Raw genomic sequence first — 21321 nt, 5'->3', positions numbered from 1 at the left:
TGTGCGCAGCCAATCAATTCTCTTCAGATCAAGGAAAGCAACATGACCTCGAATGTATCGGCAATCACCGAAGCGTCGACCAGCAAATTCGTGCGTATCAAGGAAGGCGAAGGAGAAGTGCAGTTGCACTACAACGACGCCGGCCAGGGCGCCGAAACCGTGGTGATGCTGCACGGCTCGGGCCCGGGTGCGAGCGGCTGGGCGAACTTCAATCGCAACGTCGAGCCGCTCGTCGCGGCGGGCTATCGGGTCATCCTGCTGGACTGTCTGGGCTGGAGCAAAAGCGATCCGGTCGTGTGCAACGGCTCGCGCTCCGAACTCAACGCACGTTCGCTGAAGGGCTTGCTCGATGCGCTCGACATTGAACGCGTGCACATCATCGGCAATTCGATGGGCGGTCATAGCGCCGTGGCGTTCGCGCTCGCCAATCCACAGCGTGTCGGCAAACTGGTACTGATGGGCGGTGGAACCGGCGGCCCCAGCCAGTTCGTGCCGATGCCGACAGAAGGCATCAAGCTGCTGCAAGGCCTGTATCGCGAACCGACAATCGACAACCTGAAGCGGATGATGAACGTCTTCGTGTTCGATGCCAGGGCGCTGACCGACGATCTGATGCAGGCGCGGCTCGACAATATGCTGGCGCGTCGTGATCATCTGGAAAACTTCGTGAAGAGTCTCGCGGCCAATCCGAAGCAGTTCAACGACTTCGGCCCGCGTCTCGGCGAGATTGCGGCGCCGACGCTGGTGATCTGGGGGCGCGACGATCGCTTTGTGCCGATGGATGTGGGTCTGCGCCTCGTCGCGGGTATGCAGAATGCCGAGATGCATATTTTCAGCCGCTGCGGACACTGGGCGCAGTGGGAACATGCGGAGAAATTCAACCGTATGGTGGTGGACTTTCTCGCGCACTGAAGCTTGCCGCGCGCACGTCGGCGAGACTCGGCTGCCCACGCATGGGCGCCGCCATCCGGTTATTTCGGACTACGGTCTTACTGCGTGCCGCCCGGTGCGGGTGTCTGCGGGGCTGGATTGACGCGTGCGGATTCCCGCACCAGTTCCTGCGTTATCGCGGCGGCAACGGGGTTCGACCCGCCGTGATCCTGGCTGCCCGGCGCGGCCTGGATTGGCGGCGGCAGCGGCAGCGACGGATCGGGTTTGGAAGACTCCCTGACGAGCTGTTCCGTCATGGCCGCCGCGACGGCATTCGAGCCGTGGCGGCTCAGGTCGTCACGTGCGCGGTTGACCGGCTGCGCCGTCACCGATTCGCGCGTTTCGGTCGGTCCGGCCGCGCGAACCTGTTTATGGCGCTGTCCTGGCGGCTTTGCGGCCGTTTCCGCCTCGTTGGTGACGGAGCCGGATTGGGACGCCAACGGCGCGCCCGCGATCTCGCCCGTACTGTTCGCAGACGGCGTAGTGGAGACCACGTTGCCGGCGGTTACATGCGTGCCGTCCAATCGCGGATCGACCGCCGCCGTAGTGGCGGAGTCGGCCGTTACCGCGGCGGACGCCGCTTCGGAGCGCTCGCCTTTCGGGAGCAACTGGTAAGCGATGAATCCCAGATCCACCAGAACCAGCGCGATTATCAAAGCCTTGCCTGTATTCGTCATATCCAACACCGAGTCGTTCGAGTGAGGTGATCGAATCATGATAATCGACTGTCCAAAAACATTTGGAGCGGCGTTCCGCAACGCGATTTATTCGGTTTTCTCCGTACGTTTTGACACCGTTTTGACACCGCGTGTCAGCTACCCGCAGCCTCCGCGCGTTTCGCCCCGAAGTCCCAGCGTTGCGCCTGCACCGTGTCCACCCTGGCAGGCAACAATCCGGCCTGAAAAAACGTATCCGCGATCTTTTGCTGCTCGCCGAAATTCTGCGCAAGAACAGGGCGTACCGCATAACTGCGGCGCGCATTCGCACGTTCGATGGTGGCGGCGTCGAGTCCCCAGATTGGCGCGAGTGTCTGGGCCGCTTCCTGAGGGTGCGCGCGCAACCAATCGCCGGCTTGCGTCAACTGGTCGAATACGATCTGGATGACATCAGGGTGCGCCGTCGCGAAGCGGTTCGATGCAAGGTAGTAGCGCTGATATGAAGCGAGCCCCTTGCCGTCCGCGAGAATGCGCACGTCGGCCTCGTGGTCGACGGATGCCACGTATGGATCCCACGTGATCCACGCATCCACGCTGCCGCGCTCGAAGGCGGCGCGGCCGTCGGCCGGCGTGAGGTAGCTGATGCGGACATCCGCGGGCGTAAGGCCCGCCTTGATGAGCGCCGCAAGCAGCAGGTAGTGACTGCCGGCGGCTTTGGTCACGGCAATGCGCTTGCCTTTGAGATCGGCGAGCGTATGGAGCGCACTGTCCTGCTTGACGATGATTGCCTGCGCGCCCGGCGACGGCGCTTCCTGCGCGACATAGACGAAGTTTGCATGCGCGGCTTGCGCGAAGATCGGTACGGTGTCCGCCACGTCGGCGCTGAAATCGACGGCATCGACATTAAGCGCTTCGGTCAGGGGCAAGCCGCTCGAAAATTCATTCCATGACACGCGAACGCCCAACGGCGCCAGCGCCTTGTCGAGCGAACCGCGTGCCTTGAGGAGCGTGATCAGGGTCGACGACTTCTGATAGCCGATCCGCAGCGCGACCAGCTGGCCATTCGAGGCCGATGTTTGCGCATTGCTCCGCGCCGCGATCGTGGTCAGCGAGGAAGCCAGTGCGACGCGAATGAAAGCCCGTCTTGTGAACAGCGCCATGAATGAGCGTCCTTTGAGTCGAGTCTGAATGGGAAGGCCAATCGGCCATCCTAGCAACGACCCTGCGCGACGCTAACTGACAGTTTCAGCTAATCATCGAACGCCAGCGCATAAGGACCAAGAGCCTTGAAGAATCGCCCGGCGTGCGACTGCACGCAGGTGTCTTCAAATGCAGGCGGGCGCCGTTTCCGTTAAGCGTCGCCGCCTTGTGCCACGATCAGATCGAGCGATCCGGCAAGAATCGATCTGGCGAGTTCGGGATCGTCGACAGCACGCGCCAGCGTCACCGCGCCCACAATGGTCGCAACGATGCCGAGCGCCAGGCTTTCGCTATGCCCCGCCAGCGTCTGCGCTATTTGCGACGCGAGCCTGTGCACGTAAAGCGTCAGACGCTCGCGGATTTCCGGTGCCGCATGCCGCGCTTCGCCGGCAAGCGCGCACAGCGCGCACCCGCTGCCGGGATTCCTGATATGACGGTCGCTGAGGAATACGTCGGCAATTGCCCGCAACGGGTCTTTCTTCGCTGATCCGGCCTCGCCCGACCCCGTGTTCAACGCCGCGATACGTTTCTCGCTCTGCGCGACTGCATATTCCAACGCCTCTACGATCAGCGCGTCACGCGAAGCGAAGTGGCCGTAGAACGCGCCATGCGTGAGCCCGGCGCGCCGCATGCAGTCCGCCACGCCGAGCGACTCGATCCCGTCTTCCCGGATTTGCCGCGCGGCTGTTTCCAGAACGCGCTGCCGGCTTTCTGCTTTTTGCGCCTGCGAGTAGCCCATTTCCGTCACCCTCTTGACAATCTGTATGATGAGCATAATACTGAAAATGTGCATGATGATCAACATGCAGATTGTCCGGCTAAGGGCGTCTTGCGAGATGTCCGCGTGCAGCGGCGCTTTGCCGCTTGATTCAATCGTTCCAGCCGCTGCGCCGCCGTGATGTCCGGTGCGCGGGCGGCGCAATCAAGGAGAGAGATGATGCGTTTCACTGGAAAGACAGCGTTGGTGACTGGCGGGAATAGCGGCATTGGTTTCGTCACGGCAAAACTTCTGATCGCCGAAGGCGCGCGGGTGGTGATCACGGGCCGCGACCGTGCGAAGCTCGACCAGGCGGTGACGGAGTTGGGCGAAAACGCGCTGGGCGTGCAGGCCAATCTCGACGACGAAGCGGCAATCGGCTCGCTGTTCGAACAGATCAAAGGCGCTTTCGGGTCGCTCGACATCGTCTTCGCCAACGCAGGCATCTCCGGGCCGACGCCGCTCGGCGGCACCTCGGCTGCCGCGTTCGAGGCGATTCTTCGCACCAACCTGACGGCGGTTTTTCTGACGGTTCAAGCGGCACTGCCGCTGATGAGCGCGGGCGGCGCGGTGGTGTTGAACGGCTCGGTGATGCGCGAACTCGGTTCGCCGGGGGCGGCGGCGTATTCCGCTAGCAAAGCCGGCATTACGGGCATGGCGAAGGTGTTCGCGTCGGAACTCGTGCAGCGCGGCATTCGTGTGAATACGGTGATTCCCGGCGGCACGCGTACGCCGATCTGGACGCGTGGCGCGCGCGAAGGCGCGACGCTCGACGGAACCGAACAGGCGTTTGCGCCGCGTATTCCCATGGCCCGCCTCGCAACGCCGGAAGAAGTCGCGGCAGCGGTGCTTTTCCTTGCGTCCGGCGACGCGTCGGGAATGACGGGCGCCGAGATCGTCGTGGATGGCGGCACGATCGGCGCGCCGTGGGGTGCGCCGATTTTCCGCCAGGGTTGAAGCGGATTGAAGCCGGGTCCGCGGCGGGGCGCCGCGATCCGCCCGAAGGGCATTTTTAACCAAGACGGCCCCGCACGGGACTGGCTATGCTTAGGCATATTCAGTCAATTCCTGCGAGGACATCAAGGTGCCGCATTATCTTTGCCATGAGCAGCCGGATCTGCTGGACTTCGAAACGGCCGTGATCGCCGCACGGCCGGGCGCGGTCGTGCTGGGCCGTTCCGCGTTGCATCCGGGCGGCGGCGGCCAGGTGTCGGACGCGGCCACGCTGACGCACGCGCACGGCGCGGTGCGTATCACCGGCGTCGCGGCGGAAGGCGACGTGCTGTGGCATCTGCTCGACGAGCCGCTCGAACTGTCCGGCAATGTGCAGGTGGCTATCGACGCTGCGCGCCGCGCCACGGTCGCCCAGCTCCATACCGCTACGCATATTCTCAACGCGCTGGTGTATCAGCGCTTTGCCGGCGCGCTCGTGACCGGCGCGCAGATCAACGCCGACGGCACCGCGCGCATGGACTTCGATCTGCCCGACGCGGATAATGACGCGCTGCGCCTGCTGGAAGAACCCGCCAACGAGGTGATCCGCAACGCGATGGAGGTGCGCGTCTACTACGTCAGCGCAGCCGAAGCGAAAGCCACGCAAGGTCTGATCCGCAGCCTCTCGGTCGCTCCGCCGCCGACGCCGGACGGCACGGTGCGCATCGTCGAAATCGGCGATCTGGACCGGCAGGCGTGCGGCGGCACGCATCTTACCAATACCGCGCAGTCGCGGCCCATCCGCATCGCGAAGATCGAGAACAAGGGCCGTCGCAATCGCCGGGTCAGAATCGAGCTGGTTTGAAGGGCACACGGAGCGCGAACTATGGAGACATCGGATAAATGCGAGCCGGAAGTGGTGTGCTGGCGCGACGGCGCGTTGGACGGCGCGTGTCTCGCGAGCGCCCGTTACGGCAATCACAAGTTCGACCGGCATCTGCACGACGAACTCGTCATTGTCATGACGGAGGCCGGCGCGGGCCAATGTCATACACGCGCCGGCAGCGAGATTGCCGGACCCGGCAGCGTGCTGGTTTTCGGGCCCGGCGAATACCATAGCGGTGAGGTCTGGGAAGGCCGCGAATGGATTTATCGCGCCATCTATCTGGACATGGAAGGTCTTGGCGCGCTCAGCGCGGTCTTCTCTCCCGACGCACGCGCCGACAAGCCGCTGCTGATTCCGCCGGGGCTCTACCAGGACCCGCACCTCGCGGGCCTGCTGGTCAAGGCGCATGCCAGCCTGGATGAACAGGGCTCCGTCTCGCTGATGGAGCGTCAGGCGAACTGGTGGGCCGCGATGGGCATGCTGGTCGGGCGCTATGGGCGTTCAGGCGAGGAGCCGGTCGAACCGCGGCGCGAGGCACGCAAGATGGAGCAGGTGCGCGAGTACGTCGCCGCCAATTACGAGCGGGATATCTCCGTCGACGAACTGGCGGAACTGGTCGGCCTGAGCCGCTATTACCTCACGCGCGCTTTCTGCAAGGCGTTCGGGTTGCCGCCGCACGCGTACGCGACGCAGGTGCGGCTGCTGGCGGCGAAGCGGATGCTCGCGGCGGGCCACAATGCGGCGACGGCCGCCGCGGCTGTGGGCTTCTACGATCAAAGCCATCTCAACCGCTTGTTCAAGCGCGCGTATGGCATCACGCCGGGCGCGTATGCGGCGTTGAAGCCGGGGCACTAGGCGGCGCGCGTTTCGCCGCCCTCATCACGCTTCTAAGGGCACGTCTTCGATCAGCGCCGCCTGCACCGCGCGAATCCTTCGGTCGACGAAATACCCGCCGCCTTCCACGTAACGCAGATAAAGCCGCCCGCACAACGAGCATTGCCACACGGCGCACCGGTTATACGGAAAGTATCTCGGTGCGATAGGCGCGTCCGCTGCCCAGTAAGTGGTCTTACCCGGCAGATACTCGCTGAACGTCGGCTCCGGATCGTCCTCCCGCAACAACGTGCCGATTTCCTCGAACTGCGTTTCATCGAGCGACAGAGGTTGCGATTGCCAGCCTTCCAGCGGTGTTTTCGTGCACGAGCAGGGCGCGGCGGCGCGCGTCTGCGCAGCGCGCGCGAGTTCGAGGAAAGTTGCCGTGTTCAGGTATTGCGCCATGAGGTCCGCGATCAGTTGTTCATCATCCGTTGCCGGTGCGGAACGACCCATGAGCGGTCGAACCTGCCGTCGGCAATCGACTTTAACGCCGCCGTTTCTTTCGCATGCTGGCGACGCGCGCCCGCGATCACCGCTTCCACGTCGGCGGGGGCGATGGCGAGCAGGCCGTCTTCGTCGCCGACAATGATATCGCCAGGATGCACCACCGTGCCGCCGACCGTGACCGGCACGTTGATTTCCCCCGGTCCGTTCTTGTACGGGCCACGATGCGTCACACCGCGCGCGTACACTGGAAAATCGCGCTGGCGCAGCGCGCCGACATCGCGTATCGCGCCGTCGATCACGAGACCCTGCACGCCGAGACTTTCCGCGAAGCTGGCCATGATCTCGCCCATCAGCGCCTGTGTGAGTTCGCCCGCGCCGTCGATCACGAGCACGTCGCCGGGCCGGCAAAAGTCGAACGCGCGATGAATCGCGAGGTTGTCGCCCGGCCGCGTGTGAACCGTGACGGCGGTGCCGGCCATCGCTCTTGGCTGATGATAGGGCCGCAAGCCCACCATGCCGCTCGCGCGCGCCATGTTGTCGCTCAGCAGCGAGACCGCGAGTTCACGCAATGCTTCGAGTGTGGCCGGGTTGGCCTGCGGCGCGGACTCGTATTCGCGCCATCCGATTGGATTCATACCGTTGCCCCTTGAGTTGCCGGTGTAGCGAGTTGTCGATCGATTTGCCGCGAGAGCCGCGCATACACGGCGCGCGCGTTGTCTTCGTAGATACGCTGGCGGTCCGCGTCGCTGAGCCATTCGATGGCGTCGATATAGCGGCGCGTGTCGTCGTAATAGTGGCCGGTCTCCGGATCGATGCCCTGCACCGCGCCGATGGTTTCCGACGCGAACAGGATGTTGCCGACCGGAATGACCTTGGCGAGCAGTTCGGTGCCGGGCTGGTGATAGACGCAGGTGTCGAAGAACACGTTGTTCAGCAGGTATTCGGTAAGCAACGGGCGCTTCATGTCCTGCGCGAGTCCACGATAGCGCCCCCAGTGGTACGGCACGGCGCCGCCGCCATGAGGAATGACGAAGCGCAGCGTGGGAAAGTCGGCGAACAGATCGCCCTGCAGCAACTGCATGAACGCCGACGTGTCGCCGTTGATGTAATGCGCGCCCGTCGCATGGAAATTCGGATTGCACGACGAGGAGACGTGGATCATCGCCGGCACGTCGAGCTCCACCATCGCTTCATAGAGCGGATACCAGGAGCGGTCCGTGAGCGGCAAGCCGGACCAGTGGCCGCCCGACGGATCCGGATTCAGATTGCAGCCGATAAAACCGAGCTCTTCGACACAGCGCCGCAATTCGGCGATGCAGTTCGCAGGCGGCACGCCGGGCGCCTGCGGCAACTGGCACACGCCGACGAAGTTGCGCGGAAAAAGGCCGCACACGCGGTGCACGAGGTCGTTGCATTCGCTCGACCAGCGTGCGTTGGCTTCGGCGGTGGCAAGGTGATGGCCCATGCCGGCCGCGCGCGGCGAGAAAATCGTGAGGTCGGTCCCACGTTCGCGCTGAATCCGCAACTGGCCGGTTTCGATGCTCTCGCGAATCTCGTCGTCTCTAATGACAGGGCGGGGTGGTGGCGTGCCGCCGTCCCTGAGCGCGGCGATCTGCTGATCGCGCCAGGCTTCGTGCGCGGGTGGTGCGGTCGTGTAGTGACCGTGGCAATCGATGATCATGGTGTGCAAATCCTGTAAGTTGTCGTTGCGCGTGCATGTGATGCACGCGCGGATTCAGTCCGCTGTCGTTTCAACCTGTCTGTCCGGTCGCGCCGTTTCTCAGGCGCGCGGAGCGGCGTCGCCGGTGGCGAGGGAGCGCGCTTCGTCCTCCGCGGGCGTGACTCGCATGACCAGCGCGATGATCGTCGCGACGACCAGAAAGGCTGCGATCGTCAGCAAGGCCAGCTTGAAGTTGCCGGTGGCATTGCGCACGAGACCGATGCTCCACGGGCCGACCAGGCCGCCGAATTGCGCGATGGTGTTGATCAGCGCGATCGTCGCGGCGCCTGCCGCGCCGGTTCTGAATGAGGACGCGAGGCTCCAGAACAGCGGATTGCCCGCATAGATGAACAAACCGGTCACGCACAGCAGCGCATAAGCGATCACGGGGTTCGGCGCGTACGCGCTGCCGGCAATGGCCAGCGCGCTCATGCCGTACACGAATGCGAGGTGCTTCTTGCGATCGCCGGTGCGATCGGAACTGCGGCTGATCAGGAACGTGCCCAGCACGCCTAGCAAAGGCGGCGCGGCTGACAGAAAGCCGACTTCGAGATTGGTCAGGTGGCCGAGACTCTTGACGATCTGCGGCAGCCACAGAAAGAGGCCATAAATGCCGACCAGCGCACAACCGAACAGGCAGGCAAGACTCCATACGCGGATGTCGCCCGCCACGCGCAGCAGCGGGAAATGCGCGTTACCGCCCACCGCTTCGCGCTCGGCGGCGAGCGTCGATTCGAGCCAGCGCTTTTCGTCGCCGGACAGCCAGTCGGCGTCGGCGGGACGCTCGGTCATGATGCGCAGCGTCAGCAGACCGAGCAGCATGGCCGGCACGCCTTCGAGGATGAACATCCATTGCCAGCCCTGCAAGCCGAAAATGCCGTTCGCGTAGGTCATCAACGCGGTGGAAATGGGACCGCCCAGCACTGCCGAAAACGAACCGGCAATGATATAGCCGCCCACCGCACGCGCGCGGTAGCGTACGGGAAACCATTTCGTCAGATAGACCGCGACGCCCGGCAGAAAACCCGCTTCCATGACGCCGAGCAGAAAGCGCAGCACGTAGAAGCTCGAATCGTTGAATACGAACGCCGTGACGGCGGCGACCGCGCCCCACGTGAGCAGTATGCGTGCGATCCAGCGGCGTGCGCCGACGCGATGCAACAACAGGTTGCTCGGCACTTCCAGTACCATGTAGCCGACAAAGAAGATGCTGCCCGCGAAGCCGAACACGGCCGGACTGAAACCGAGCTGTTTGTTCATGTCCAGCGCGGCGAAACCGATATTGATCCGGTCGAGATAGTTGAAGAACATCATCGCGAAGAGCAGGGGCATCAGGCGCCCGTAGACTTTTCGCATGGTTACGGCTTCGTTGATCGCGGTCATCCTGTCTCCTACCTTGCTGCGACGGCCGTAGCCGTGGCCGCGTTCTAATCATGTGTGGGTCAATGATAAGAACGTGCGCGCAGGGAGTCCAAGACCGCTTGCTTATGCTTCTATAATTTTTTGCTTATAGTGTGGCGTTCGGCAGCGGCGCGGGGAGACAAGCCAGAAACGCCCGCAGATGAGGCGACGGGTCGTCGGTGCGGAAGGTGGCCGCGAGTGTGGAGCGATACGACGAGCCCGGTCCGGTGAGATGGCGGAAAGCCACGTCGGTGCGCCCGTGCCGCGCCACCGATTCGCCGATGAACGTCACGCCCAGGCCCGCGGCCACCAATGCAATCGCGGTCTGGATTTCATATGCTTCGTGCGCGACGACCGGGGTGATGCCCGCATCGCGGTAGAGCGACAGCACCGAGCGTTTGAACTGCGCGTTCTGATGCTTCGGATAAAGAATCAACGGGGTATCGGCGAGATCGGCAATGCGCACCTTCTTGTGTGCGGCAAGCGGGTGGCCGGGTTCGAGCGCGGCCATGACGCACTCGCTCAGCAGTGGATACGACGTGCAGCCTTCAACCGCCAGCGGTTGCCGGCCAATGCCGATGTGAATGCGCATGTCGCGCAGCGCGTCGGTCTGTTCTTCGGTCAGCATTTCGAAGAGCTTGAGCTCGACCTGCGGAAACGCCTCGTGAAACGCTTTGAGCGCCGGTGGCAGCACGCTGTACATCGACGAACGTGTGAAGCCGATGCTCAGCCAGCCACGCCGGCCAATGCCTATTTCCTGCGCGACGACCGTCATCTGCTCCAGCGTGCCGAGTATCTGGCGCGCCTCGCTGCACAGATAGTGGCCGGCCTCGGTGAGGCTCAGCGGGCGTCTTGCCCGATCGACCAGCTGCGTGCCTAGTCGCTCTTCGAGCGAACGGATCTGCTGGCTCAGCGCGGGCTGTGCGATATGCAGGCGCTCGGCGGCGCGGCTGAAATTGAGTTCCTCCGCGAGAATCACGAAACACTGCAGGGCCCTGAGGTTCATATGGGTTCTTTCGTCCGTGCCTATCGCAGTACGGGGCCGGCCGTTTCCGCGCTAACCGTGGGTTGATGGAACATGTCGTAGATCGCTTCGAGCAGCCAGGCAATGCCCGGGTCCGCCGAAAATTGCGAGTGCGAGTGAACCTGGATTTCAATGGGCGGCAGCGCGAACGGCAAAGGCAGAATGCGAAAGGCCTTATTGCGGTTGAAGCGCTGCGCGATACTTCGCGGGAAAATCACCGCGAGGTCGGTATGCTGAACGATCTCCGGCGCCACCACGAAATGCGGCAGGCGCAGCACGATATCACGGCGCAGATTGAGTTCCTCCAGCCACTGTTCGACCATCCGGTGGCCGGTTGCGTTGGTGCTCGCATAGACGTAACGCAGGTTCGCGAGATCCTCCTTGGTAGGCTTCTGCTTGCGCAGCGGGTGGCCGGCGCGCACCACGCAAACATGTTCGTCGACGAAGAGCGTCTTGCTCACGCAACCGGGATCGAGACCGGGCACATAGCCGAGCGCGAGATCGATCTCGCCGCTGCGCATGGCCGAGCTCACCGAGTCGACGGAGACATTCGCGATTTCCAGGCGAATGCCGCGTGCGTTGCGGTCGAGCATTGAAAGAAGCGGCGGCAGGAAATAGAACTCCGACATATCCGACATGGACACACGAAACACGCGTTGTGCCGTGGCGGGGTCGAACCTCGCGATTTGCTGGACCGCGACATTGATGATGCTGAACGCCTGCGTAAGCGGCGCGTGCAGGCGCAACGCGGCGTCGGTGGGAACCATGCCGGTGGGCGTTCGCACGAAGAGCGGGTCGTCGAACAAGGCCCGCAGCCGGCGCAACGCATGGCTGACCGCAGGTTGCGTGAGTCCAAGACGCTCCCCGGCGGCGGTCAGGCTGCGCAGATCGGAGATGGCCAGAAACACACGCAGCAGGTTCAAGTCCGTAATGCCGGGGTGCGACTTGCTCATGAGGTTCGATCGCGGCGAGGGAGGGCGTTTATTTGGGTTTCAGATTACCGTAAATGCTACGCATAGGGAAATGCAGTGTCGCGCCGTTGTACGGCGGAAAGGCGATGAAGTCCTGCTTCATGCTGGCGCGAATGGGCGACGCGAGCGCAGCGGCCAGCGCCGCAGGATCGTCGAAGACGACCTTGTTGCGTTGCATGGCCGTGGCGCGCCCGATGCGCAGACCTGACCGGTAATCGAGCCGCGTGTAGATTTCGAGCTCGCGAATGCCGGGCAATTGCGCCATCAGCGGGGAGTGATGCGCGAGGTAATGCGTGAGCCACGCGTTGAAGTCCTGCGCTTCGCCTTCATAGCTGACGAGGTACGTGCAGCGTTCGGCGCGGGTGCCAGGGCCGGCCGGATCCGGGGTGGCGAACGTCCTGACCGCCATGACCTGCTGCGTGAAGGTGAGACCGTTGTTCGACGAACCGTCTGCCAGGTCGTGCATCGCGTGCCCTGGTTGCAGCGTTTGTTCGAGCAGTTCGAGGTCGTCGAAATACCATTGCAGCACGCAGCGGGGGCATGCGGAGGCGTCGGTCTTCGACAAAGGATCGCAGTCGTCCGCTTGCGCAGGCACGTGGATCGCAAAACGGCGCAATCCCTCAATGCCTTGCGATGCCGCTTCGAATCGCGACAGGTCGGTAGACCTCGCCTCACTCGCAGGCGCACCGTGGCCAATCAGAAAGAGGCAGACTTCCACGCTCACCTCGATGCTTGCGCGGCAAGCGGCGCTGTAGCCTGCGGCCGTATCAGGCGATGAAACTGCCGCCCGAAATAGATGAGACCGTCGCCATCCGGGCGCAACGCGATGTGGCGGATCTGCGCGAACATGACCGAGTGCGAGCCGACCTGCTTGATGTCGACGATCTCGCCTTCGAGACTGACGATCGCATCTTCCAGCACCGGCGCCGACGACGCGCCTGCCGTCCATGCGTGGCGCCCGAAGCGCTCGTCCATCGAGCACGCTGTCATGCCGGCAAAATCGCGCGCGAGCTCCTGGCACTCCGCGGCAAGCACATTGATGCACACGCTGCGGTTGCGATGCAGTACGTCATGCACGTAGCTGGCCTGATTGATACAGACGAGCATGGTGGGAGGCGCGTCCGTTACCGAGCACACCGCGCTTGCGGTGATGCCGCAGCGGCCGCCGGGGCCATCCGTGGTGATGATGTTGACGGCGGCCGGCAGGCACGCCATCGCGTCGCGGAAACGTTTTCTGGTGTCTTCGATCGTCACGTTGTTTTCCTTCTGCATTGCGCGAGGCGGGGCGTGCTACCTTACGGAAAAGGCGTGACCGGCGGCACGCCGGCGAACAACGCGCCGGACGCGTCATAGGTGCCTTCGCCCAGAAACGCATGCTGCGTCACGACGATCGAATCGCGCACGAGACGCTGCAGCCGGCTCTCGCGATAGATCGCAGCGATGCCCGCCATCTGATAGGCCTGCATCACCACTTCGGCGCCGACCTGCGCGGCGTGTGTCGCGCTGAGGCGCAACAGATTGGCCTGCTCCTGCGAGACGGCATCGCCGTCGATAATCGTCTGCCACGCGGTTTCGGCCGATTCGTAGAAGAACGCGCGGGCGCTGCGCCAACTGGCCTCCGCTTTCGCGAGGCCCGAGCGGTAATAGCCGCGATCGGCGAGGCGCGGTGCGCCGGTCGTGGTTTTGGTCGAGCCGGACATGCCCGTGAGCAGATCGAGTGCCGCTCGCGCGAGACCGATATTCACGGCGGCGTGCACCTGGGCCTGATAGGCGATAGCCGGGTAGCGGTAGAGCGGTTCGTCGATCAGCGCCGCGCCGCCGCGTACGAAGGTCCATTGTGCATCGACGAATTTTTCACGCAGCCGCAGATCGTGGCTGCCGGTTCCCTGCATGCCGACCACGTTCCAGTTTTCGACGATCTCGACCTCATGCGCGGGGAGCACCGCGGTAAACGGCTTGCCCGCAGCCGCTCCGCCGGCGTTGGCGGGCGTGCCGCCAATGCCGACGCCGATCCAGTCGGCGCCTTTGCAGCCGCTCGCGAAGCGCCATTGCCCGCTGACCAGGAAGCCGCCCGGCGCCGGGTTCGCGGGTTGCAGCGGATAGAGGCCACCCGAGAAAACCTGATCGGGGCCGGTGGCGTAGATCTGCTGTTGTGTTTCGATCGGCAGCGCGGCGAGATAGGTGTTCGCCGAGCCGAACGCGGCGACCCAGGCTGCGGAGCCGTCGGCGAGCGCAATGCGTTCGAGTATCCGCAGGAATTGCGCGGGCGGCAGCGCGTCGCCGCCGAAACGTTGCGGCGTGCTTGCGCGAAAGATGCCCGCGCGCTTCATCTTCGCGATCATGTCGCGCGGCACATGCGAGAGTTGATCGAACTCGTCGCGGCGGCGTTCGATCTCGCCGATCAGCGCATCGAGCGTGATCGGGCCCGCGTAGTCGGGATACGAGTCCGTGTGACCGATTGCATGAGGCTCGTAGGCGTAGGTCGAATGACTGCTCATCGGAAGGCTTTGCATGGTGACGGCTTGAGAATTGGAGTGAATGAGTTCGAACGAAGCGGTGTCGACGGGGCGTCAGACGCTTTCCTGCCCGGCGTGCTCTTTGGTCCTGGCCTGAAGCCGCAGTGCTTTGGGAAAGGTCTCCGGTGCGAAACAGGTGGCGAGTACCGTGATCAAACCGAGTACGACGAGATAAATAGCCACCGGCGCGGCGCTGCGGTAATGCGCGAGCAGCGCGGTCGCCACCATCGGCGAGAGTCCGCCGCCGAGTACCGACGAAATCTCGCGGCCGATACCGAGCCCTGAGAAACGCAGATGCACAGGCAGCAACTCGCTGATGAAAGCAGGCTGTGCGCCTTCGAGAATGCCGAGCGTGATGCTGTTGGCGAGTACGAGCGCCGTAATGACTTTCCACAGCACGCCGGAGCCGAGCAACGCGAAATACGGGTAGGCGACCAGCACCATCGCCACCGCACCGGCGAGATAGACCGGCTTGCGGCCGATCCGGTCCGTGAGGCGCCCCATCAACAGGGACACGGGGATCATCAGCAGCATCGACACGGTCAGACCGCCGAGCATCCAGCTCGATTTGAGGCCGATGAACTGGCCATACGCAATCGAGAAGGCGAAGAAGATGTACGAGGCGGCGCCTTCACCGAAGCGCAGGCCGAACACCGTCAACACCTGACGCGGGCATTGGCGCAGCACTTCGACGATCGGCATGCGGGCGTCGCGGTGCGTGGCCTTGACTTCGGCGAACTCCGCGCTTTCGTCGACGGAGCGGCGCATCCACAGGCCGAGCGCGACCAGCACGGCGCTGCAGAGGAACGGCACGCGCCAGCCCCAGCTGTGAAAGTCGGCGGGCGAGAGCGTTTGCACGAGAAGAAACGCGGCGGTGGACAGCACGAAGCCGAACGCCGCGCCGCACGGACTCCAGGCCGCAAGGGCGCCGCGTCTCGCGGCCGGCGCGTTTTCGTGGATCAGCAGGATGCTGCCGCTCCATTCGCCGCCGGCGGCGAGGCCTTGCAGAATGCGCAGCAGCACCAGCATGACGGGCGCCGCGAGGCCGATTTGCTGATAGGTCGGCAGAAGGCCCATGCAGACGGTGGCCGTGCCCATGACGAGCAGCGTCAGCATCATGACCGTCTTGCGGCCGTAGCGGTCGCCGATATGGCCGCACAACACGCCGCCGATGGGCCGCGCGATGAAGCCCACCGTAAAGCCGCCGAATGCCGCGATCGTGCCGGTCAACGGATCGCTGCCCACCGGAAAGAACAGCTTGCCGAACACGAGCGCGGCGGCGGTGCCGTAGAGAAAAAAATCGTACCATTCGAGCACCTGACCGAGCACGGCGGTCGTCACTGCGCGACGAACCTTGCTAGTGGGCCGGATTGCGGGCAGGGGTGTCAGAGCGGCTGTCGCGTCAGAGTTCATGGCAGGTGGAGGGTCACGATGTGGAGGGTCGCGCGTTCTCGCCATGTTCGTTGTTCGGCTGGAGCGGCGAGACGAGCCCGGCAGGCATGTCGAACGATAGGACCGTGAAAAAACGCGGTCAAATTCGGGCCAAAAATGGCCGTCATGAATCGTATGCATGACGGTTACGCTATTTCGCTAGGGCTATCGGGGCTATCGGGGCGACGGCGGCGGTTGCGTTTCTTCGGAACGCCAATGCTGTGGGCTTTCGTTCGGGCAACTGAGATTTGGCCATGCGCAGGCCATGCCACTACACTGTGTGGTCCTATCCTGCGAATCACGGAGGGAACTGGAATGCAACTGACCGACTTCGATACGCTGACCTTCGACTGCTACGGGACGTTGATCGACTGGGAAACCGGCATTTTCGAAGGTTTGCGGCCGCTCCTCGCACGTGTCGAACCGCCCCTCACGCGTGATCAGGTGCTCGAAGCGCACGCACGGCATGAATCGTCGCAGCAGAAGTACACGCCTGCGCGGCGTTATCGGGAACTGCTGCCGATCGTCTACAAGCGTCTCGCGGAGGAGTGGCAGGTGCCGTACACGCTCGCCGATTGCGTGGCGTACGGCAAGTTCATTCAGAACTGGCCGGCGTTCGACGATTCGGCCGCGGCGTTGCAATACCTGAAGCGGCATTACAAGCTCGTGATTCTGTCGAACGTCGACAATGAAAGCTTTGCTTATAGCAACGCGAAATTGCAGGTCGAATTCGACGCGATCTTCACGGCCGAAGATGTCGGTTCATACAAGCCGTCGCCGCGCAATTTCGAGTACATGCTGGAAAAGCTGGGCGAACGGGGCGTGGCCAAAGAGAAGATTCTGCACACGGCCGAGAGCCTGTTCCACGACCACCAGCCGGCGAACGCGTTCGGCCTGGCGTCGTGCTGGATTTATCGGCGGCACGCGAAGCAGGGCTTCGGCGCGACGATGGATCCGGGTTCGCAGCCGAAAGTCGATTTCCGCTTCAATAGCATGGCCGAACTGGTGAAAGCGCATCAGCAGGCTTTGCAGCCCAAGTAGCGAGCGAGCCGGAATCAGCGCTGCGGCGCACCGGTTCTCGCGAGCGGTGGTTGATGCGGGCGCTACTGCGTGGGTGCCTGTGCTTTATGCTTCACGCAGTCCGACGTGAACGCCATGCTGGCCTGATCCGGCGTCATGTGCGGCGCGTCCGGGCTGTAGATCTTTTCGATGATGGCGTTGACCGCCTGACGGTCCGCCGCATCCTTGTAATAGCGGGCCGCCTGATCGAGCGCTTGTGTCCGGGTCTTTTTGTGCGCGCGCCACGAGGCCACCTGACCGGCGATATCGCCGATTGCAAAGCACTGATCGCTGACGGTTTGCGCAACGGCTCGAGCGGCCGGTTGCGCGAGGCACACCGCAAGCAGCGCGGATACAACTACGCGTTTCATTCCCTGAATCCTGTGGTTAGATGAGCAACGGTGCGAAAGCGCTGGCATCCACCACCGCGGCAACCGAACGGGTCGACAACGCCGTAGTTTATCGGGAACTCACGTGCAGCGTTTTTTCACGCACGGCCCGCTCGGGCGTTCAATGTCCAAACGACTCGGTCTTCGACGCGCTCACGTTCGCCACATGTGGCCGTGCCGCCTGCTTGATCAGCAACGCCACGCACGCAATCAGACCCGCCGCCGCGACCATCGCGAAGATGCCCGCGAAGGTGAAATGGCGGCGCGTAAGTTCGGCCACGAGGAACGAACCCGCAATGCCGCCGAAGCGTCCAATGCCGAGCATCCACGCCACGCCCGTGCCGCGGCCTTCGGTCGGATAGAACGCGGCGGCGAGCGCCGGCATCGACGATTGCGCGGTGTTCATCAACACGCCGGCCACGAATACGATGAACACGAGCGCGCCCACGTTGCCTACCGCCTGGCCGATGAAATACACGCTCACGGCCGTCAACGCATAGCAGGCCGCAATGATCCGGTTCGCGTTGAAGCGGTCCATCAGCACGCCGCACAGCACCGCGCCCACGCCGCCGAGCGGGAACAGCGCGGAAATCAGCGTCGCGCGTTGCGGCGTGAGTCCTGCGTCTTTCAGCAGGATCGGCATCCAGTTGATCGACGCGTAGAAGATGACGAGGCCCATGAAATAGGCAACCCACAGCATCACCGAGCCGATGATGTACGAGCGCGACAGCACCACGGCCACGCCCTTGCCGCCGGTTTGCGGCGCGGTTTCGGTCATGATGAAGGCGCCCGCTTGCGCGGCTTCGGCCGAAATGCGCGAGAGCGCCGCGCGAATCCGTTCGACCGGCTGGCTATTGGCCACCATGTAGCGCACCGACTCCGGCATCTGGATTACCAGCACGACCAGAAGCAACAGCGGAGTAATGCCGCCGAGCAGCAGCACGCTTCGCCAGCCGAAATGCGGAATCATCCACGCCGCGAGAAATCCGCCGAACGCGGCACCCAGCGGAAAGCCGCAGAACATCAGATTGATCACCGTCGCGCGGCGACGATCCGGGCAGTATTCGCCCATCATCGTCACGGCGTTCGGCATGGCCGCGCCGAGACCGACACCGGTGATGAAGCGCAGCGCGGTCAATTGTTCGATGCTGTTCGAGAAGGCCGAACCGAGGCACGCCACGCCGAACAGCAGCACGGCGCCGAGCAGCATGGAGCGCCGTCCGAGCCGGTCGGACAGTGGTCCCGAGCCGAGCGCGCCGCAGGCAAGACCGAACAGCGCCGCACTCAGCACAGGCGCGAGTGTCGGCCTTGTGATGCCCCATTCGGCGATCAGCGAAGGCGCAATGAAGCCGATCGCGGCCGTGTCAAAACCGTCCAGCAGGACAATGATGAAACACATGAAGAAGACGAGCCACTGGAACGGCGAAAACGGATGGTCGTTGATGAAGGTCTGAACGTTCACAGCGTGACTGCGACTCATGATGTGTCTCCTGGCTGCGGAATACGGAAAGGCCCGCCGTAACGAGCGGCCATTGCGCGGGCGAGCCGGTCGTCATTTGATTTCCGTTTCTAGTTTGTTCGTATGTAGAACCGTGATTCTTTATTCGAACAAACATCGAACTGTAAGTAATTCGACAACGAAGGGTCAACGCGGGATTACCCGACACTCTCGTGGATGCCCTCGAACCTCACGCCGCCTGCCCGCGAGTATTCGCCGCCGGTGTTCTCGCGCGCGAGCGTATGGTCCGCAAGCGCAGCGCCTACCTATTGCCTACCTATTGTGTAGCGTTCAGCTTCCGCCATAGCGTCGTCTTGCTGATGCCGAGCGCCTTACAGACCGCGTCGCGGTCGCCGTCGTGCGCGGCGAGCGCGGCGCGGATTTCGTCAGCTTCCACGTGACGGCTGCGCTCGCGCAGGGATAGCGCGGCTTTCCTGCCGCGCGCGTGGGGCCCGACGATTTCAGGCGCGACCGTGCGCAACATGTCGCGTGTGAAAGCGGCTTCCGTAGTGTCTTCGGGAACCGCGTCCGCGTCGGCGAGTTCCACGGCGATCCGTTCGATCACGTTCTGCAATTCGCGCACGTTGCCGGGCCACGCGTAACGTCTGAACGGTTCATCGAGTGCGGCGAGCAGGTGTTCGGCGGCGGCCGCGTCGGGCAAACGCGCGGCGAGCCTCGGTTCACGCGCCGCGGCTTGCAGCAGCAGTTCGACGGCGAGCGGCAGCAGATCGGTCGGCCGCTCGCGCAGCGGCGGCAGCGCGATGCTCAGAATGTTGAGACGGTAGTAGAGATCGGCGCGAAAGCTCCCTGCTTCGATGCCCTCGGTCAACGCGCGATGCGTCGCCGCGACCACGCGAATGTCGACCCGCGTGGGCTCGGTCGAACCGAGCCGCACGACTTCGCGCTCCTGCAGCACGCGCAGAAGCCGGCTTTGCAACGACAGCGGCATCTCGCCGATTTCATCCAGAAACAGCGTGCCGCGGTGTGCCACTTCGATCAGCCCCGCCTTGCCGCCCTTGCGCGCGCCGGTGAACGCGCCTTCCTCGTAGCCGAACAGTTCGCTCTCCAGCAGCGCCTCGGGAAACGCGCCGCAATTGATCGCGACGAACGCGAAGTCGCGCCGCGCGCTCAGCTGATGCATGCTCTGCGCGACCATCTCCTTGCCCGTGCCGCTTTCGCCGAGGATCAACACGGTGGCGTCCGAGCGGGCATAGCGTTTGACGAGCGTGCGCACCCGTTCGATCGATTCGGACGCGCCGACGATATCGGCGAGCCGGTAACGCGCGCTGAACTGCTGCACACGCTGGCGCGAACGCAAGGTCCGGTCGAGCCGTTCCACCGCGCGCGATTCCTGAAACGTCAGCACGGTGCCCGCCGCCGAGCCGGTGCTGGCAAGCGGCCCGCGATGCACGACATAGCTCGCGCCGCGTACCGTGCAGAACGTGTCGCCGTCCGCGTCCGGCAGGCTGCCCGCGAGATCGGGCGCGAGTTCGAGCAGCACGCGGCCCACCGCATTCGCCGCATCTAGGCCGAGCACGCTCGCAAGGCGCTGGTTCATCGCTTCGACCCGCCCTTGCGCGTCGAGCGCGACGACGCCGTCGCGCAGATGCTGCAGCAGATTGTCGAGCCGTTGACGCCGAACCGTTTCCCGCCGTGTGGCCTGGGCGACTTCGAGCGCCGTATCGAAAGCCGCGCGCACCGAGGCGCGCGAGTAGAGAAACACCGCGCCCATGCCGGCATTCGCGGCCAGATCCGTGACGAGTCCGGGGCCGACCACCACGTCGATGCCGCGATCGCGCAGATCGAGCACGACGCTCTCCGCGTCCTGCGCCGATTGATAGGAAGCGAACGTGACGTCGAGTGCATAGGCTGCCGAGAAGCGCAGCACTTCGTCGGGCGTGTTGCCGTGCGTGACGAGTGCGACCTTCGCGCCGTCGCGGCGCGCGCGAGCGAGCGCGTGCATCACGTCGAAACCGGTCGGGCCGATCAGCACGACTGGCACTGAGACGCGCGTCTTCAGATACGCGCCGTTCGAGCCGCCGGCAATCACGACATCGGGACGACCCGTGCCCGCGGCTTCCACTTCGCGCACGGCGTCTTCGAAACCGTGCGCGACGATGCGCAGGTCCGCGCGTTCCACATATTCGCCGGCGATATCGAAAAACAGATCGCGCAGGCGGCTGATGCTGAGCGCCCAGATGCGGGGACGCTGGGCGGTTTCGAAAAGAGGTGTGCTCAAGGCGGGGCGGCTCGCGGCGGGGCTGGAAATGTCCGTCTATTATGCGCGCATCCATTTCTAATTTGAAATCAGCATTTCACTTGTGAAATCGATGGCGATCCGGCGAGGCCGGGAGTCTTTTGTTAAATCAGGCACTTAGCGCGCACTCGGGCGGCTGGCCCGTTCTTTGCGTTTTAAGGCCCGGTGAAGCATCCCCCATACATCTGGAATCTGGAGACAGTCATGAGCGAAGCAGATAACAGCACGCCGAACACGGGCGCGTTCAAACCGAAAAAATCCGTCGCCCTGTCGGGCGTGACGGCGGGCAACACGGCCCTTTGTACGGTCGGCAAGACCGGCAACGACCTGCACTACCGCGGCTACGACATTCTCGATATCGCCAGCGCCT

Annotated in this window: 21 protein-coding genes and 1 pseudogene; 6 read left to right on the top strand and 16 right to left on the bottom strand. The window is 63.8% G+C overall.

Translation table 11 applies throughout. The annotated features are described in order from the left end of the window. The first annotated feature begins 42 nt into the window (after positions 1-42). A complete protein-coding gene (locus NE850_RS26715; RefSeq protein WP_007176458.1) occupies positions 43-912 on the top strand; it encodes an alpha/beta fold hydrolase in 870 nt (289 codons plus the stop codon). Positions 913-989: 77 nt separating this feature from the next. Here NE850_RS26715 and NE850_RS26710 read toward each other — a convergent pair whose 3' ends face one another. From NE850_RS26710 to NE850_RS26700, 3 genes are all read right to left on the bottom strand, one after another. Then, a complete protein-coding gene (locus tag NE850_RS26710) occupies positions 990-1607 on the bottom strand; it encodes a hypothetical protein (RefSeq protein WP_232064312.1) in 618 nt (205 codons plus the stop codon). 134 nt (positions 1608-1741) lie between these two features. Beyond that, complete coding sequence (locus NE850_RS26705) at positions 1742-2746, bottom strand: aliphatic sulfonate ABC transporter substrate-binding protein (RefSeq protein WP_007176460.1); 1005 nt, start codon at positions 2744-2746, stop codon at positions 1742-1744. 191 nt (positions 2747-2937) lie between these two features. Beyond that, on the bottom strand, positions 2938-3525 hold the full coding sequence (locus NE850_RS26700) for a TetR/AcrR family transcriptional regulator (RefSeq protein WP_035517082.1): 588 nt from the start codon (positions 3523-3525) through the stop codon (positions 2938-2940). Positions 3526-3723: 198 nt separating this feature from the next. Between NE850_RS26700 and NE850_RS26695 the strand changes: the two genes are divergently transcribed. The 3 genes from NE850_RS26695 (at position 3724) to NE850_RS26685 (ending at position 6217) form a co-directional block, all read left to right on the top strand. Continuing rightward, entirely contained in the window at positions 3724-4500 is a 777-nt protein-coding gene (locus NE850_RS26695; RefSeq protein WP_007176462.1) for an SDR family NAD(P)-dependent oxidoreductase, read from the top strand. Between the two features lie 127 nt (positions 4501-4627). Beyond that, positions 4628-5341 (top strand): alanyl-tRNA editing protein, encoded by a 714-nt coding sequence (locus tag NE850_RS26690; RefSeq protein WP_007176463.1) that lies wholly within the window; start codon positions 4628-4630, stop codon positions 5339-5341. 21 nt (positions 5342-5362) lie between these two features. Beyond that, positions 5363-6217 carry a helix-turn-helix domain-containing protein gene (locus NE850_RS26685; protein WP_007176464.1) on the top strand — a complete coding sequence of 285 codons (855 nt, stop codon included), beginning with the start codon at positions 5363-5365 and terminating at the stop codon, positions 6215-6217. Positions 6218-6241: 24 nt separating this feature from the next. Here NE850_RS26685 and NE850_RS26680 read toward each other — a convergent pair whose 3' ends face one another. From NE850_RS26680 to NE850_RS26635, 10 genes are all read right to left on the bottom strand, one after another. Continuing rightward, positions 6242-6640 (bottom strand): hypothetical protein, encoded by a 399-nt coding sequence (locus NE850_RS26680; protein WP_007176465.1) that lies wholly within the window; start codon positions 6638-6640, stop codon positions 6242-6244. Positions 6641-6651: 11 nt separating this feature from the next. Further along, positions 6652-7320, bottom strand: coding sequence for an RraA family protein (locus NE850_RS26675; protein ID WP_007176466.1), 669 nt, complete (start codon positions 7318-7320; stop codon positions 6652-6654). Continuing rightward, positions 7317-8366: an amidohydrolase family protein gene (locus tag NE850_RS26670; RefSeq protein WP_007176467.1), complete on the bottom strand. Its 1050-nt coding sequence runs from the start codon at positions 8364-8366 to the stop codon at positions 7317-7319. The genes NE850_RS26675 and NE850_RS26670 overlap by 4 nt, the downstream gene beginning before the upstream one ends. Before the next feature lie 99 nt (positions 8367-8465). Beyond that, positions 8466-9788, bottom strand: coding sequence for an MFS transporter (locus tag NE850_RS26665; protein ID WP_310699612.1), 1323 nt, complete (start codon positions 9786-9788; stop codon positions 8466-8468). A 124-nt stretch (positions 9789-9912) separates the two neighbouring features. After that, positions 9913-10812, bottom strand: coding sequence for a LysR family transcriptional regulator (locus tag NE850_RS26660; RefSeq protein WP_007176469.1), 900 nt, complete (start codon positions 10810-10812; stop codon positions 9913-9915). A 20-nt stretch (positions 10813-10832) separates the two neighbouring features. Continuing rightward, positions 10833-11783, bottom strand: coding sequence for a LysR family transcriptional regulator (locus NE850_RS26655; protein WP_007176470.1), 951 nt, complete (start codon positions 11781-11783; stop codon positions 10833-10835). 28 nt (positions 11784-11811) lie between these two features. Further along, positions 11812-12519, bottom strand: a complete 708-nt coding sequence (locus NE850_RS26650) for an EthD family reductase (protein WP_007176471.1) — start codon at positions 12517-12519, stop codon at positions 11812-11814. A 2-nt stretch (positions 12520-12521) separates the two neighbouring features. Next, on the bottom strand, positions 12522-13073 hold the full coding sequence (gene hpaC / locus NE850_RS26645) for a 4-hydroxyphenylacetate 3-monooxygenase, reductase component (RefSeq protein ID WP_007176472.1): 552 nt from the start codon (positions 13071-13073) through the stop codon (positions 12522-12524). Between the two features lie 23 nt (positions 13074-13096). Next, the gene (locus NE850_RS26640) at positions 13097-14314 is read right to left on the bottom strand and encodes an acyl-CoA dehydrogenase family protein (protein ID WP_007176473.1); all 1218 of its coding nucleotides are present in this window, start codon (positions 14312-14314) and stop codon (positions 13097-13099) included. 57 nt (positions 14315-14371) lie between these two features. Continuing rightward, entirely contained in the window at positions 14372-15730 is a 1359-nt protein-coding gene (locus NE850_RS26635; RefSeq protein WP_310699611.1) for an MFS transporter, read from the bottom strand. Positions 15731-16063: 333 nt separating this feature from the next. Here NE850_RS26635 and NE850_RS26630 point away from each other — a divergent pair, with 333 nt between their 5' ends. Continuing rightward, positions 16064-16789, top strand: coding sequence for a haloacid dehalogenase type II (locus NE850_RS26630; protein ID WP_007176475.1), 726 nt, complete (start codon positions 16064-16066; stop codon positions 16787-16789). A 62-nt stretch (positions 16790-16851) separates the two neighbouring features. Here NE850_RS26630 and NE850_RS26625 read toward each other — a convergent pair whose 3' ends face one another. From NE850_RS26625 to prpR, 3 genes are all read right to left on the bottom strand, one after another. Then, positions 16852-17178 (bottom strand): hypothetical protein, encoded by a 327-nt coding sequence (locus NE850_RS26625; protein WP_007176476.1) that lies wholly within the window; start codon positions 17176-17178, stop codon positions 16852-16854. Positions 17179-17317: 139 nt separating this feature from the next. Next, positions 17318-18676: an MFS transporter gene (locus NE850_RS26620; protein ID WP_165187960.1), complete on the bottom strand. Its 1359-nt coding sequence runs from the start codon at positions 18674-18676 to the stop codon at positions 17318-17320. A 295-nt stretch (positions 18677-18971) separates the two neighbouring features. After that, positions 18972-20933, bottom strand: a complete 1962-nt coding sequence (gene prpR, locus NE850_RS26615; protein WP_007176478.1) for a propionate catabolism operon regulatory protein PrpR — start codon at positions 20931-20933, stop codon at positions 18972-18974. A gap of 222 nt (positions 20934-21155) precedes the next feature. Between prpR and NE850_RS26610 the strand changes: the two are divergent. After that, positions 21156-21321 (top strand): annotated as a pseudogene (locus NE850_RS26610) (2-methylcitrate synthase); the annotation flags it as partial.

The organism is Paraburkholderia sp. USG1 (assembly GCF_031570135.1).
Lineage (GTDB): Bacteria > Pseudomonadota > Gammaproteobacteria > Burkholderiales > Burkholderiaceae > Paraburkholderia > Paraburkholderia dioscoreae.
The sequence above is the reverse complement of the archived record's forward strand: the minus strand, read 5'-3'. Positions and strand labels throughout refer to the sequence as shown.